This is a genomic window from Streptomyces sp. NPDC058683 (genome assembly GCF_042716195.1).
GTDB lineage: Bacteria > Actinomycetota > Actinomycetes > Streptomycetales > Streptomycetaceae > Streptomyces.
The window spans coordinates 60,770-75,112 of record NZ_JBHXSK010000010.1; the positions used below are offsets into that span (position 1 = coordinate 60,770).

General features: G+C 70.3%; 12 protein-coding genes and 1 pseudogene. 8 read left to right on the forward strand and 5 right to left on the reverse strand.

Annotated features, from left to right (window positions below):
• Window positions 1–2: 2 nt before the first annotated feature.
• The 3 genes from tesB to ACFWXC_RS12815 form a co-directional block, all read right to left on the reverse strand.
• Window positions 3–869, reverse strand: a complete 867-nt coding sequence (gene tesB, locus ACFWXC_RS12805) for an acyl-CoA thioesterase II (RefSeq protein ID WP_384477450.1) — start codon at window positions 867–869, stop codon at window positions 3–5.
• Between the two features lie 35 nt (window positions 870–904).
• Window positions 905–2,062 (reverse strand): acyl-CoA dehydrogenase family protein, encoded by a 1,158-nt coding sequence (locus ACFWXC_RS12810; RefSeq protein WP_384477453.1) that lies wholly within the window; start codon window positions 2,060–2,062, stop codon window positions 905–907.
• A 114-nt stretch (window positions 2,063–2,176) separates the two neighbouring features.
• Window positions 2,177–2,773: a TetR/AcrR family transcriptional regulator gene (locus ACFWXC_RS12815; protein WP_384477456.1), complete on the reverse strand. Its 597-nt coding sequence runs from the start codon at window positions 2,771–2,773 to the stop codon at window positions 2,177–2,179.
• A gap of 87 nt (window positions 2,774–2,860) precedes the next feature.
• Here ACFWXC_RS12815 and ACFWXC_RS12820 point away from each other — a divergent pair, with 87 nt between their 5' ends.
• The 8 genes and pseudogenes from ACFWXC_RS12820 (at window position 2,861) to ACFWXC_RS12855 (ending at window position 12,576) form a co-directional block, all read left to right on the forward strand.
• A complete protein-coding gene (locus ACFWXC_RS12820) occupies window positions 2,861–4,477 on the forward strand; it encodes a carboxyl transferase domain-containing protein (protein ID WP_384477459.1) in 1,617 nt (538 codons plus the stop codon).
• Window positions 4,478–4,488: 11 nt separating this feature from the next.
• A complete protein-coding gene (locus tag ACFWXC_RS12825; protein ID WP_384477462.1) occupies window positions 4,489–6,408 on the forward strand; it encodes an acetyl/propionyl/methylcrotonyl-CoA carboxylase subunit alpha in 1,920 nt (639 codons plus the stop codon).
• Complete coding sequence (locus tag ACFWXC_RS12830) at window positions 6,405–7,352, forward strand: hydroxymethylglutaryl-CoA lyase (protein ID WP_384477465.1); 948 nt, start codon at window positions 6,405–6,407, stop codon at window positions 7,350–7,352. Before ACFWXC_RS12825 ends, ACFWXC_RS12830 begins: the two co-directional genes overlap by 4 nt.
• 5 nt (window positions 7,353–7,357) lie before the next feature.
• Complete coding sequence (locus ACFWXC_RS12835; RefSeq protein ID WP_384477468.1) at window positions 7,358–8,518, forward strand: acyl-CoA dehydrogenase family protein; 1,161 nt, start codon at window positions 7,358–7,360, stop codon at window positions 8,516–8,518.
• Between the two features lie 561 nt (window positions 8,519–9,079).
• Window positions 9,080–9,760: pseudogene (snpA, locus tag ACFWXC_RS12840) on the forward strand (snapalysin); the annotation flags it as partial.
• Window positions 9,761–10,627: 867 nt separating this feature from the next.
• Window positions 10,628–11,887, forward strand: a complete 1,260-nt coding sequence (locus tag ACFWXC_RS12845) for an esterase/lipase family protein (RefSeq protein WP_384477471.1) — start codon at window positions 10,628–10,630, stop codon at window positions 11,885–11,887.
• A gap of 186 nt (window positions 11,888–12,073) precedes the next feature.
• Window positions 12,074–12,307, forward strand: a complete 234-nt coding sequence (locus ACFWXC_RS12850; protein ID WP_384477474.1) for a hypothetical protein — start codon at window positions 12,074–12,076, stop codon at window positions 12,305–12,307.
• A 44-nt stretch (window positions 12,308–12,351) separates the two neighbouring features.
• Entirely contained in the window at window positions 12,352–12,576 is a 225-nt protein-coding gene (locus ACFWXC_RS12855) for a hypothetical protein (RefSeq protein WP_384477894.1), read from the forward strand.
• 209 nt (window positions 12,577–12,785) lie between these two features.
• Here ACFWXC_RS12855 and ACFWXC_RS12860 read toward each other — a convergent pair whose 3' ends face one another.
• Together ACFWXC_RS12860 and ACFWXC_RS12865 are read right to left on the reverse strand one after the other, a co-directional pair.
• Window positions 12,786–13,259 (reverse strand): hypothetical protein, encoded by a 474-nt coding sequence (locus tag ACFWXC_RS12860; RefSeq protein WP_384477477.1) that lies wholly within the window; start codon window positions 13,257–13,259, stop codon window positions 12,786–12,788.
• A gap of 364 nt (window positions 13,260–13,623) precedes the next feature.
• Window positions 13,624–14,232: a YdeI family protein gene (locus ACFWXC_RS12865; protein ID WP_384477896.1), complete on the reverse strand. Its 609-nt coding sequence runs from the start codon at window positions 14,230–14,232 to the stop codon at window positions 13,624–13,626.
• Window positions 14,233–14,343 lie beyond the last annotated feature (111 nt).

Here is a 14,343-nt window from a genome sequence, read left to right on the forward strand (position 1 = left end):
TTCTACCTGGGGACGCGGACCACACCCTCCTGGATCACGGAAATAGCCAGTGAACCGTCCTGGGTGTAGATCCGGGCCTGGCCGAGCCCGCGGCCGCCGTACGCCGACGGGGACTCCTGGTCGTACAGCAGCCACTCGTCGGCGCGGAACGGCCGGTGGAACCACATGGCGTGGTCCAGCGAGGCCCCCACCACGTCCCCGACGGCCCAGCCGCCGCGGCCGTGCGCGAGCAGCACGGAGTCCAGCAGCGTCATGTCGGAGACGTAGGTCGCGAGCACGACGTGCAGCAGCGGGTCGTCGTCGAGCTTGCCGTTGGTCCGGAACCACACCTGGCTGTGCGGCTCGCGCGGCTCGCCGAACTTCCCGTACGGCGGCTCGTCGACGTAGCGCAGGTCGATGGCCTCGCGGGCCTCGAGAAACTTCTCCACCACGGCGGACGGCAGATGGTCGTAGCCGCGCAGCCGCTGCGCCGAGGTGGGCAGGGTCTCCGGGTCGGGCGCGGGCGGCATCGGGGTCTGGTGGTCGAGGCCGTCCTCGTACAGCTGGAAGGACGCCGAGAGGGCGAAGATCGGCCTGCCGTGCTGGACGGCGACCGCGCGCCGGGTGGTGAAGGAGCGGCCGTCGCGGATCCGCTCGACGTTGTAGACGATGGGCGCGCCCGGGTCGCCGGCGCGCAGGAAGTACGCGTGCAGCGAGTGGGCGTGCCGGTCCGCCGGGACCGTGCGCCCGGCGGCGACCAGCGCCTGGGCCGCGACCTGCCCGCCGAACACGCGCGGGACGACGGCGGACCGGGACTGGCCTCGGAAGATGTTCTCCTCGATCTGCTCCAGGTCGAGCAGATCGAGGAGATCATTCAGTGCCTCGTTCATGGCACCTTTTCTACTGGCCGGTAATTACGCGGACCTTACAGGCCCATGTCCTTCGCGATGATCGTCTTCATGATCTCGCTGGTGCCACCGTAGATGCGGTTGACGCGGTTGTCCGCGTACAGGCGGGCGATCGGGTACTCGTTCATGAAGCCGTAACCGCCGTGCAGCTGGAGGCAGCGGTCGATCACCCGGTGGGCGACCTCGGTGGTGAACAGCTTGGCGCTGGCGGCCTCGGCCGGGGTCAGCTCGCCGGCGTCCAGGGCCTCCGTGGCGCGGTCGACGACGGCCTCGGCCGCGTCCACCTCGGCCTGGCAGGCGGCCAGCTCGAACTTGGTGTTCTGGAAGGCGGCGACGGGCTGGCCGAAGACCACCCGCTCCTGCACGTACTGCTTGGCGAACCGCACGGCGGCCTTGGCCTGCGCGTAGGCGCCGAAGGCGATGCCCCAGCGCTCGGAGGCGAGGTTGTGGCCGAGGTAGTAGAAGCCCTTGTTCTCCTCGCCGAGGAGGTCCTCGACGGGCACCTTGACGTCGACGAACGCCAGCTCGGCGGTGTCGGAGGTCTTCAGGCCGAGCTTGTCGAGCTTGCGGCCGACCGAGTAGCCCTCGGCCTTCGTGTCGACCACGAACAGGGAGATGCCGTGGCGGCGGTCCTCCTTGGTGGGCGCGGAGGTGCGGGCGCAGACGATCATGCGGTCGGCGTGCACACCGCCGGTGATGAAGGTCTTGGCGCCGTTGAGGACGTAGTGGGTGCCGTCCTCGGAGAGCTTGGCGGTGGTCTTCATGCCCGCGAGGTCGGAGCCGGTGCCCGGCTCGGTCATCGCGATGGCCCACATCTCCTCGCCGGAGACGAACTTCGGCAGGTACTTCTTCTTCTGCTCGTCGTTGGCGAGCAGCTTTATGTACGGCAGGCCGAGCAGCACGTGCACGCCGGAGCCGCCGAAGGAGATGCCGGCGCGGGCGGTCTCCTCGTACAGGACGGCCTCGAACTTGTAGGAGTCGATGCCGGCGCCGCCGTACTCCTCGTCGACGCGGATGCCGAAGACACCCAGCTCGGCGAGCTTGTAGTAGAAGTCGCGGGGCGCCTGACCGGCCGCGAACCACTCGTCGTACACCGGTACGACCTCGGCCTCGATGAAGGCGCGGAGGGTCTCCCGGAACGCCTCGTGATCCTCGTTGAACAACGTACGGCGCACGGCCGCCACCTCCAGGCACGGTTCATCTGTCTAAGCGCTTGCTCAGACTTCACCGTACCGGTGGGTAGGCGGGTGGGTCCAGGGCGCGAGCCGGGGGGATGGGGGTAACGCTCATCACGCCGCCGCGGCCTCGAACGCGCCCCTCGCCATCCGGTGCAGCAGTACCGCCGTCGCCCCGCGCCCCGGCAGGGAACCCGGCCGGCCCAGGTGCGGGGTCGAGTTCAGGAGGCCGAAGACCGAGTGGACCGCCGAGCGGGCCGCGGGTTCCGGCAGGGCGGGATAGACCTCGCGGAGGACCTCCACCCACAGTTCGACGTACTGGCGCTGGAGCTGGCGCACCAGCTTGCGGTCGCTGTCGCGCAGGCGGTCCAGCTCCCTGTCGTGCAGGGTGATCAGCGGGCGGTCGTCGAGGGCGAAGTCGATGTGGCCCTCGATGAGGGAGTCCAGGACCGTCGAGGGCACGGTCTCCCCGTCGGCCTCCGCCAGCCGCCGCTTCGCGCCCGTCAGCAGCTGCCCGCTGATCCCCACCAGCAGCTCCGCCAGCATCGCGTCCTTGCCCGGGAAGTGCCGGTAGAGGCCGGGCCCGCTGATGCCGACCGCGGCGCCTATCTCGTCCACGCCGACACCGTGGAAGCCGCGCTCGGCGAAGAGCCGGGCGGCCTCCTTGAGGATCTGCTCGCGACGGGTCGGGGCATCGGTTCTCGTGACCATGAGGGCAATTCTAGACAGGGAGGTTAGCGGTCGTTAACCTGAGGGAAATGCGTTAACGCTCATTAACAAAGTGAGGGGATCGCGGGCATGGACCAGGCACCGGAGCTGACGAGCGCGGCAGACCCCGCCTCGGAGGCCTGGCGGGCCAACGAGGAGGCGCACCGCGTCCTCGTCGAGGAGCTGCGCGGCAAGCTCGCCGCGGCCGCGCTGGGCGGCGGCGAGAAGGCGCGGGCCCGGCACACCGCACGCGGCAAGCTGCTGCCCAGGGACCGGGTGGACACACTGCTGGACCCCGGCTCGCCGTTCCTGGAGCTGGCCCCGCTGGCCGCCGAGGGGATGTACGAGGGGGCGGCCCCGGCGGCCGGCGTGATCGCCGGGATCGGGCGGGTCAGCGGGCGCGAGTGCGTGATCGTCGCCAACGACGCCACGGTCAAGGGCGGCACGTACTACCCGATGACCGTGAAGAAGCACCTGCGGGCCCAGGAGGTGGCCCTCGACAACCGGCTCCCCTGTCTCTACCTGGTGGACTCCGGCGGCGCCTTCCTGCCCATGCAGGACGAGGTCTTCCCGGACCGGGACCACTTCGGGCGGATCTTCTACAACCAGGCCCGGATGTCGGGCGCGGGGATCCCGCAGATCGCGGCCGTCCTCGGGTCGTGCACCGCCGGCGGCGCGTACGTACCGGCGATGAGCGACGAGGCGGTGATCGTCCGCAACCAGGGCACGATCTTCCTCGGCGGCCCGCCGCTGGTGAAGGCCGCCACCGGTGAGGTCGTCACGGCGGAGGAGCTGGGCGGCGGCGAGGTGCACTCCCGCGTCTCCGGCGTCACCGACCACCTCGCCGAGGACGACGCGCACGCGCTCAGGATCGTCCGGAACATCGTCGCCACCCTCCCCGCCCGGCGCTCCCTGCCCTGGGAGACCGCCCCGGCCGCCGAGCCGAAGGTCGATCCCTACGGCCTCTACGGCGCCGTCCCGGTCGACTCCCGCACCCCCTACGACGTGCGCGAGATCATCGCCCGGATCACGGACGGCTCCCGGTTCGCCGAGTTCAAGAGCGAGTTCGGGCAGACCCTGGTCACCGGCTTCGCCCGCATCCACGGCCACCCGGTCGGGATCATCGGCAACAACGGCATCCTCTTCTCCGAGTCCGCCCAGAAGGGCGCCCACTTCATCGAGCTGTGCGACCAGCGCGGCATCCCGCTGGTGTTCCTGCAGAACATCTCCGGCTTCATGGTGGGCAAGGACTACGAGGCCGGCGGCATCGCCAAGCACGGCGCCAAGATGGTGACGGCCGTGGCCTGCACGCGCGTCCCGAAGCTGACGGTGGTGGTCGGCGGGTCGTACGGCGCGGGGAACTACTCCATGTGCGGCCGGGCCTACTCCCCCCGCTTCCTGTGGATGTGGCCGAACGCCAAGATCTCGGTGATGGGCGGCGAGCAGGCCGCGTCGGTCCTCGCCACGGTGAAGCGGGACCAGCTGGAGGCCCGGGGAGAGTCCTGGCCGGCCGAGGACGAGGAGGCCTTCAAGGCGCCCGTCCGCGCGCAGTACGAGCGCCAGGGCAACGCCTACTACGCGACCGCCCGGCTCTGGGACGACGGGGTCATCGACCCCCTCGACACCCGCCAGGTACTGGGCCTCGCTCTGACGGCCTGTGGCAACGCGCCGCTGGGTGAGCCCCAGTTCGGCGTCTTCCGGATGTGAGGAGGGGACTCGTGTTCGACACCGTACTCGTGGCCAACCGGGGCGAGATCGCCGTCCGGGTCATCCGTACGCTGCGCTCGCTGGGCGTGCGCTCGGTGGCCGTGTACTCCGACGCCGACGCGGACGCCCGGCACGTCCGGGAGGCCGACACGGCGGTACGGCTCGGTCCGGCGCCGGCGGGCGAGAGCTATCTGTCCGTGGAGCGGCTGCTGAAGGCGGCCGCCGTGAGCGGTGCCCAGGCGGTCCACCCCGGGTACGGCTTCCTCGCCGAGAACGCCGCCTTCGCGCGTGCCTGCGAGGAGGCGGGGCTGGTGTTCATCGGCCCGCCGGCCGACGCGATCGCGCTGATGGGCGACAAGATCCGCGCGAAGGAGACGGTGAGCGCGGCCGGGGTGCCGGTGGTGCCCGGTGGCCGTGACCCCGAACTCGCGGACGCCGCCCGCGCGCTGGGTGCACCCGTGCTGCTCAAGCCGTCCGCGGGCGGCGGCGGCAAGGGCATGCGGCTGGTGCGGGACCTGACGCTCCTTGACGAGGAGATCGCCGCCGCCCGCCGCGAGGCCCGCGCCTCCTTCGGCGACGACACGCTCCTGGTCGAGCGGTGGGTCGACCGCCCCCGGCACATCGAGATCCAGGTACTGGCCGACGGCCACGGGAACGTGGTGCACCTGGGCGAGCGCGAGTGCTCGCTCCAGCGCCGGCACCAGAAGGTCGTCGAGGAGGCGCCGTCGGTCCTGCTGGACGAGGCGACGCGGGCCGCGATGGGCGAGGCGGCGGTGCAGGCGGCGCGCTCGTGCGGGTACCGCGGCGCGGGGACGGTGGAGTTCATCGTGCCGGGCGGCGACCCTTCGTCGTACTACTTCATGGAGATGAACACCCGCCTCCAGGTGGAGCACCCGGTGACCGAGCTCGTCACCGGCCTCGACCTGGTGGAGTGGCAGCTGCGGGTGGCGGCCGGGGAGCGGCTCGGGTTCGCGCAGGAGGACGTCCGGCTGACCGGGCACGCGGTGGAGGCCCGGGTCTGCGCCGAGGACCCGGCGCGCGGGTTCCTGCCCACCGGCGGCACGGTGCTGCTGCTGAACGAGCCCTCGGGCGACGGCGTCCGCACCGACTCCGGGCTCAGCGAGGGCACCGAGGTCGGCAGCCTCTACGACCCGATGCTGTCCAAGGTGATCGCGTACGGCCCGGACCGGGAGACCGCGCTCCGCAAGCTGCGCGGGGCCCTCGCGGAGACGGTCACGCTGGGCGTGGGGACCAACGCCGGGTTCCTGCGCCGGCTCCTCGCCCATCCGGCGGTGGTGGCGGGCGAGCTGGACACCGGGCTGGTGGAGCGGGTGGTGGACGAGCTGGTCTCCACCGACGTACCGGACGAGGTGTACGAGGCGGCCGCGGCCGTACGGCTGGAGGCGCTGAAGCCCGTCGCCGGTGCGGGCTGGACGGACCCCTTCTCGGTGCCCAGCGGCTGGCGGCTCGGCGGCACGCCCAGGCCGGTCGGCTTCCACCTGCGGGTGCAGGACCCGGTGGAGTACGTCCCGCGCGGCACGCACTCCGTCGCCCCCGACCGGGTGTCGGTCACCCTGGACGGCGTCCGCCACACCTTCGTCCACACCGCCGACTGGATCGGCCGCGACGGCGACGCCTGGCAGGTCCGCGACCACGACCCGGTCGCCGCGTCGCTGAACCGGGCCGCGCACGCGGGCGCCGACTCGCTCACCGCACCCATGCCGGGCACGGTGACCGTCGTCAAGGTCGCCGTCGGGGATCAGGTGATCGCCGGGCAGAGCCTGCTGGTGGTGGAGGCGATGAAGATGGAGCACGTCATCTCCGCCCCGCACGCCGGCACGGTCGCCGAACTGGATGTGAAACCGGGCGCCACGGTCGCCATGGACCAGGTGCTGGCCGTGATCGCCCCGCACGAGGAGGAGACCGCATGACCACCCCGGAGACCGGCCTCCCCATGGTCGTACCGGCCACCGACCTGCCCGCCCGCGTCAGGATCCACGAGGTCGGCGCACGCGACGGGCTGCAGAACGAGAAGTCGACGGTCCCCACGGAGGTGAAGGCCGAGTTCGTGCACCGGCTGGCCGACGCGGGCCTGACGACGATCGAGGCGACCAGCTTCGTACACCCGAAGTGGGTGCCCCAACTGGCCGACGCGGAGGACCTGTTCCCCCGCCTCTCGGATCTCCGGGAGGTGGCGCTCCCCGTCCTCGTGCCCAACCAGCGCGGCCTGGACCGGGCGCTGGCCCTCGGCGCCCGCCGGGTCGCCGTCTTCGCCAGCGCCACCGAGTCCTTCGCCAAGGCCAACCTCAACCGCACGGTGGACGAGTCGCTGGCCGTCTTCGACCCGGTGGTCCGGCAGGCGAAGGACGCCGGCGCCCATGTCCGCGGTTACGTCTCGATGTGCTTCGGCGACCCCTGGGAGGGCGCCGTCCCCCTCCACCAGGTGGTCCGCGTCTGCCAGGCGCTGCGGGACATGGGCTGCGACGAGCTGAGCCTCGGCGACACGATCGGTGTGGCCACCCCGGGTCACACCCTGGAGTTGTTGTCCCTCCTCAACGAGGAAGGCGTGCCGACGAACGTCATCGGCGTGCACTTCCACGACACCTACGGCCAGGCGCTCGCGAACACCTACGCGGCCCTGGAACACGGCGTGACGACGGTCGACGCGTCCGCCGGCGGGCTCGGCGGCTGCCCCTACGCCAAGTCCGCCACCGGCAACCTCGCCACCGAGGACCTGGTCTGGATGCTCCAGGGCCTCGGCATCGAGACCGGAGTCGACCTCGGCAAACTCACCGCCACCAGCGTGTGGATGGCCGAACAACTGGGCCGACCCAGCCCGTCCCGTACCGTCCGCGCCCTCTCCCACCAGGAGTGACGACCATGGACCACCGCCTCTCCCCCGAACTGGACGAACTCCGCCGCACGGTGGAGGAGTTCGCCCACGACGTCGTGGCGCCGAAGATCGGCGACTTCTACGAACGGCACGAGTTCCCGTACGAGATCGTCCGCGAGATGGGCCGCATGGGCCTGTTCGGGCTGCCGTTCCCCGAGGAGTACGGCGGGATGGGCGGCGACTACCTCGCGCTCGGCATCGCCCTGGAGGAACTGGCCCGCGTCGACTCGTCGGTGGCGATCACGCTCGAAGCCGGGGTCTCCCTGGGCGCCATGCCCATCCACCTCTTCGGCACGGACGACCAGAAGCGCGAATGGCTCCCGCGCCTGTGCTCCGGCGAGCTCCTGGGCGCCTTCGGCCTCACGGAGCCGGACGGCGGCAGCGACGCGGGCGCCACCCGCACCACCGCCCGCCTGGACCCGGCCACCGACGAATGGGTGATCAACGGCACCAAGTGCTTCATCACCAACTCGGGCACGGACATCACGGGTCTGGTCACCGTCACCGCGGTCACCGGCCGCAAGCCCGACGGCAAGCCGCTGATCTCGTCCATCATCGTCCCGTCGGGCACCCCCGGCTTCACGGTCGCCGCGCCCTACTCCAAGGTCGGCTGGAACGCCTCGGACACCCGCGAGCTGTCCTTCGCCGACGTCCGGGTCCCCGCCGCCAACCTGCTCGGCGAGGAGGGCCGCGGCTACGCCCAGTTCCTCCGCATCCTCGACGAGGGCCGCGTCGCCATCGCGGCCCTGGCCACCGGCCTGGCCCAGGGCTGCGTGGACGAGTCGGTGAAGTACGCGAAGGAACGGCACGCCTTCGGCCGCCCGATCGGCGCCAACCAGGCCATCCAGTTCAAGATCGCCGACATGGAGATGAAGGCCCACACGGCCCGCCTGGCCTGGCGCGACGCGGCGTCCCGGCTGGTCGCCGGGGAACCCTTCAAGAAGGAGGCGGCCCTCGCCAAGCTGTACTCCTCCACCGTCGCCGTGGACAACGCCCGCGACGCCACCCAGGTCCACGGCGGCTACGGCTTCATGAACGAGTACCCGGTGGCCCGCATGTGGCGCGACTCCAAGATCCTGGAGATCGGCGAGGGCACGAGCGAGGTACAGCGGATGCTGATCGCGCGGGAGTTGGGGCTGATCAGCTGACCCTCGCGCAGGCATCCCGCACGGCACGAACGCGCCCGCCCGGTGACAGGGGCGGGCGCTTCTGTGTGCGGGAAGGACGCCGACCAGCACCGAAGGTGACTCCCTGAGGGGCGATTCGGGGCCGATGGAGCGCAAAAGTCATGGAAGCCCATGTTTTATGACGTCGGTCACAGCGCTCCGCCAATCAACCGGCGTACTTAGTAGACACGACGTGGCAGACATTTAAGCATTTGTCCGTCTTGGCCCGGATGCGGATCGCGACGCGGGTTCCGGAACTCCGCCCGGCCGGCCGGCGCGCCCGCTGCCGTGTGGCGTAAGGCTTCTGACGCCGCGACAGATTTTCCGCCCGTCGCCCTATGCGGACCGGAGAGCCTCGCACTGCTCCGGCGAGGTCCTGGGACCTACTAGGCGACCTAGTGGCGGGGACCCTTTGCGCTCCCTGTCAAGCCGTCCTAAGAATGACGACCCACAGGACGTCGCCGCAGTTCAGCACCGGTGTTTCCCGCAGATTCGACCGCGCACCGGGCGCTCGGCGTCACCGAGTGAGTAGGAGCCCCCCACATGAAGTCGTCCCGAATACCCGCGAGACTCCTCGCTCTCGGTCTGGGGCTGGCCTCCAGCGCGCTGGGCGCGACGGTGCCGGCGAGTGCCCAGACGGCCGCCACCCCGTCCGCTTCCACCGGTACCTCCGTGGCGCGGTACGACGGGTCGGGTGAGGAGGCCGCGAACAACAAGGCGTTCTTCGAGGCCGTGCTCAAGTCGGTCGCCGAGAAGCGCGCCGCCCAGCCCGACGCGCAGGCGGTAACCATCTACTACGACGACACCCGGGCACCGAGCTTCCGTTCGCAGATATCGAGCGCGGCCGCGATCTGGAACAGCTCCGAGACCCACGTCAAGCTCCAGGAGGCGTCGAGCGGCGCCGACTTCTCCTACTACGAGGGCAACGACCAGCGCGGGTCCTACGCCTCCACCAACGGCCACGGAAGCGGCTACATCTTCATCGACTACACCCAGAGCCGGCAGTACGACTCGGTCCGCGTCGTCACCCACGAGACCGGGCACGTGCTGGGCCTGCCGGACGACTACGGCGGACCGTGCAGTGAGCTGATGTCGGGCGGCACCGCCGGCCCCTCCTGCACCAACCGCTACCCGAACGCCACCGAGCGCTCCCGTGTCGACCAGCTGTGGGCCACCGGAGCCGCACAGGCCCCGGGCACGGCGAACCAGCCCGCTGAACAGCCGGGCACTGAACAGCCGAGTGCTGAACAGCCGAGCGCTGCACCGCCGGTACTGACCGTGATACCGGGCCAAGGTCCGTGGGGTCGGCTCCCCAGCACGCCCTGGGGCTGATCGCGTTCCCACGCGGGAAGCGGCTCGCCGCCGAGGACGGCCTCAGCCGCATACTCAGCCGGTCGCCCGAGCACTCGTGCAGGCCGGCCGGCAGACCCTGGCACTCCGGGACGGACGCGGTGGCGGCCGTCATCCGCCCGGAGCCCGGGGCGGTGGGGTGGCGCCGAGGGCCCGTCGGGCGTCCAGCCATACCCTCTCGAACTCCTCGGCCGAGGTCGCGTCGGCGCGAGGCGCCTCCTCCCACCCCGTGATCCTGCCCTCCGAGACGGAACCGCGGCCAGGACCAACTGAGGCTACGTACCGTGACCTGGAGGTGAGGCGGGAAGGCTCGGGTCGCGACAGCACCTCATCCACACTTGCCGACTGAGCGTCTGCATGGCCAATCGGGCCAGCTACCCCGCCCCATCACAACAGCCGTGGTCGGCCAGTTGGCCACTGAGCACTTCAGTCGGCCAGCCGTGCGGTCAAGCCGCGTCTGCTCGGGCTGATGGGTCCCCGGCGACCCCGATGCGGCCGCCCGGGTCGGGGGGTTTCGGGAACCGATTGAGAGGCGGGCTGTCGGGCCGACTTCGAGCAGGCCCCTGACCCGCCGGCCTTGACGGGGCTACCGGTGATGCAGGACGGGAACGGCATCACGAGAACTACGAGTAGCCGTCTGTGCACATTCTGCGACCATGGTGTCAGGTGGTCGCGATCTCGCGATGACTGCGTGACCGGCCATTCGGCGAACCCGTGAAACGCGCAAGGAGTCGATCGATCATGTCCGCACCCGTCGTTGACGTCTGGGGCCCGGTCGCCCCCGGGGCCCGCTCCTCGTATCCCCCCGCTCCGGAACCCCATGACGAATGGCCCCTCGCCGGCGGAACGGCCTGGGTCTACTACAGCCCGCTGAACCGCCGGCAGCTCATCAGGCCCGTCATCCTCTCCGACGGCTTCTCCAGCGGGTCGAGCAACCTCGACCAGCTCTGGTACGGCCTGGAGGAGAACGGCGACTTCCGCTTCATCTCCGAACTGCACGCGGCCGGCCGTGACGTGATCATCCTCGGCTACCACGACCGGACGGCCTCGATCACGGACAACGCCGACACCGCCATCGACTGCATCCGGCGGGCCGTCGCCGAGCGGGTGGGCAGTGCGAAGCTGGTCGTGGGCGGATTCAGCATGGGCGGACTGGTCACCCGCTACGCGCTGGCCAAGATGGAGCAGGACCCCAAGCTTCCCGACCACGAGACGTCGGTCTACCTCTCCTACGACACCCCGCACCATGGTGCGTGGTTCCCCGTCGGCATCCAGGCGTTCACGCACTTCGCGACGGACGAGTGGGGGGACGCTCCCGGCGTGGGCCCCGTCCTGCGCCAGTTCTCCGGGCTGCTCAACAGCCCCGCCGCCAAGCAGATGGCGCGGTGGCACATCGAGAAGGTCGGCGACACCCCGGAGCAGGCATCGGAGCGGGTGGCGTTCCTCCGGGCGCTCGACGAGGTCGGGGGATGGCCGCGGAACGTCCGCAAGATCGGTGTCGCCAACGGCGTGGACACCGGCACCGGCAACGGCGTCAAGGCCGGCGCGACCGCGGTGAAGTGCAACGGTGACACGCTGCAGGACACGTGGCTCAAGACCCAGGCACAGGGCGAGCAGGTCGTCGCACGCCTGCAGAAGACCGGCGGCGAGCCGGTATCGGTTCGCACCAGCGGGCTGCCCGAGATCGACGGTGCTCCCGGGGGCCTGTTCACCATGCCGTCTCCTGCGGGCGACACCGGCAGCTTCGGCCTGGCCGCCCTCCTCATGGCCCTCATCGGCAACGAGGTGGACCCGGACGTCATCACCACGTCCTGCTTCATCCCCAGCATCAGCGCCGTCGCCGCCGGCGACATCAAGGACCCGAAGGCGCTCTACCGGCCGGTCACACCGGACCACAGCGCACTCGACGCCTTCGCGTGCGCCGGCCGCAACGAAGGACACACCACCATGACCGAAGAACTCGGCGCGTGGATCGTGAACGAGATCGTCGCGGCCGACTGACCGCCGGGGTGGGCGGGCCGTACCGGCAAAAGTCCGCCCACCCCGGGCCTCGGCCCACGTCTCTTAGGCGAGGCACCACGCCTCTCCGCGCCCTGACCTGCGGCAACAGCTGCTCAGTCACAACCACGCGGCCGCCCGTCGCCTTGATGCTGGCCCCAAAAATCGAACACGTGCTTGAATCTGGTCATGCGACAGTTTCCCGCCGACCTTGCCCAGGCACAGCAGGAGTGGAGCGCCACCTACCGACAGCTCGCCCAGCAACCCGGTCGCACCGAGTTGCGCCGACGCCTGTACCGGCTGTCGGCTCAGCTGTACTTCCATGCCTACTGGCGGCAACGGCGCCCGAGCCCCGCCGCGTGGCGGGACCTGCGCGACCTGGGATGGTCGGACCGGAACGTGAACGAGCGGCATCACCCATGACGACCTGGAATGCGGGTCCGCATGTCCCGGATGATCCCGAAGGCATACCCGGACCGATACGTGTGACCGTGCATCCACCGTCGCCCACGGGGGGCCGCCGCGTGCGCGTGGACGGCGTGATCCTCGGGCTGGCTCACCATGCAGTCGACATCGCGGAGTTCCTCCGCCGGGCCGGGCTGGAGATCGACCCGGCGGAGGTGGCCGAGTCACCGTGGATCGACTGGCGCGGAGTGGGACCTGAGCACTGGGGGCCGGAAACGATCAGTTGACCGCCCCGCGGCTTCCGCCAACGGATCCCACCGCGCTCGCCCAGGCCTCCACCTGGCACTCGGCGAGTCGGTGAGGCCAGGCGGCTACTTCGGCGGTTGTCCGACCGCACGCGAGCACCTGCCCCAGGCCACAACACCGGACGGCCGGTCCTACGCCCTCTGCATGCACGTCACCCTGGCGTGAGGCGTTGCCGATCACGCGGCGCACCTCAACGGAGTGTGGCCACAGCTCCGTGCCGCCCGGAAGGCAGAAGGTCGACGGCGAGGTGGAAGCACAGCTCGGCGCTCAGCGCGAACAGGGCCATCAGCAGTGAGTTGAGGGTCTTGCCGTGGGCGAGAAAGCTCCCACCGAACGCAGCGGCACCGATGACGAGGAGCGCCCCGAGCACGGTCCAGAACGCGACCGCGCGCCGACGGAGCAGCACGGCGCGCACTGCCGCGACGATCGACAGCAGGACGAGCACGAGGCCGAGCGCGGTGTGCACGGCAAGGGCGAAGGTGCCGTGCCCGACCGCCCAGGCGAAGCTCTCGTAGGCCCTTATACGAGGGGCCCCCGCCTGAGAGCCCCGATGGTGAACCGGAAAGAGGCCGTAGAGATTGATGACCAAGCCGACCCCCGCCTGCACAAGCACCAGAAAGCCGGTGACGAGCAGGAGCCGGCGGACGGCACTGGGAGCGGCCATGAGAAGACCATACACAGAGTAATCATCGAACGCAGAAAGTGACGATGCCGATCGGATGCGGTGCCTGCCGGGACTCCGGCCCGGACGTCCGATCGCATAAAAGCTCGCAGCAAAACGGCTGGTAGGGGGTCGACCAGTCAGGGTTGCTCACATACGGGCCTTCGGGGTTCGTCACAGCGTCCAGGATGCACAGTCCTTCCGCACAAGTCGCAGGTGGGTTCGTGGGTCTTCGATCTTGAGCGGTGCGCCCGCTCAGGGCGTCTGACGTTTCGTTACGCTCAGTGAGGGCGCCTGGCGGCTGCCGCCGGGGCCGCAGGCGCGCCGGGACCCCAAGGCACTACACGGCTGCGGTCCCTCTCCGTGACTACGGGTACAGCTTCTCGCCCTTCGCCAGCATCGCCACGTACTTCTCTATCCGGCGCGCCCGGGTCTCGGGCTTCTTGGCGTCCTGGACCCGGTACAGGATCGCGTAGCGGTTCTGCCGGTCCAGTGTCCCGAAGAACTCCGCCGCGGCCGGGTCGGCGGTCAGGGCCGCCGTGAGGTCGTCCGGCACCGTGGCGGTCTTCGCGCTGTCGTAGGCCGCCTCCCAGCGGCCGTCTGCCTTGGCTCGGTCGATCTCGGCCTGCCCCGGGGGATGCATCCGGCCCTGCTCGATCAGGGCGGCCACCTTGTCCCGGTTGACCTTGGACCACTTGCTGCGCGGCTTGCGGCGGGTGAACCGCTGGAGCCACCACTGGTCGTCGAACTTGGCCTTCTGGCCGTCGATCCAGCCGTAGCAGAGGGCCACGTCGAGCGCCTGGGCGTAGTCCAGCGCGACGATTCCGGGGCCCTTCTTGCGAAGCTTGAGCCAGATGCCGGGCGAGACGGCATGGTTCTCGCCGAGCCATGTCCGGAATGCCTCGGCGGATTCGAATACGACGGTCTCCAAGTCCTGAGTCACCCCAGCAGCGAACCACACCCGGCCGATCGCCATGACGCATTCGGGCACGGCCCCGGATGCAGGATGCCCGTGGACCTGCGTGATCATCTCCGTTCCCGACGCAGAACGATCGCGCAGGAGCCACGGGCTTGCCCAACGACGACG

Bases quoted from the DNA above. Each gene is read 5' to 3' on its own strand.
- tesB (WP_384477450.1), bottom strand. From the start codon at position 869: ATGAACGAGGCACTGAATGATCTCCTCGATCTGCTCGACCTGGAGCAG.
- ACFWXC_RS12820 (WP_384477459.1), top strand. From the start codon at position 2,861: ATGGACCAGGCACCGGAGCTGACGAGCGCGGCAGACCCCGCCTCGGAG.
- ACFWXC_RS12850 (WP_384477474.1), top strand. From the start codon at position 12,074: ATGCGACAGTTTCCCGCCGACCTTGCCCAGGCACAGCAGGAGTGGAGC.
- ACFWXC_RS12815 (WP_384477456.1), bottom strand. From the start codon at position 2,773: ATGGTCACGAGAACCGATGCCCCGACCCGTCGCGAGCAGATCCTCAAG.
- ACFWXC_RS12835 (WP_384477468.1), top strand. From the start codon at position 7,358: ATGGACCACCGCCTCTCCCCCGAACTGGACGAACTCCGCCGCACGGTG.
- ACFWXC_RS12865 (WP_384477896.1), bottom strand. From the start codon at position 14,232: ATGGCGATCGGCCGGGTGTGGTTCGCTGCTGGGGTGACTCAGGACTTG.
- ACFWXC_RS12860 (WP_384477477.1), bottom strand. From the start codon at position 13,259: ATGGCCGCTCCCAGTGCCGTCCGCCGGCTCCTGCTCGTCACCGGCTTT.
- ACFWXC_RS12830 (WP_384477465.1), top strand. From the start codon at position 6,405: ATGACCACCCCGGAGACCGGCCTCCCCATGGTCGTACCGGCCACCGAC.
- ACFWXC_RS12845 (WP_384477471.1), top strand. From the start codon at position 10,628: ATGTCCGCACCCGTCGTTGACGTCTGGGGCCCGGTCGCCCCCGGGGCC.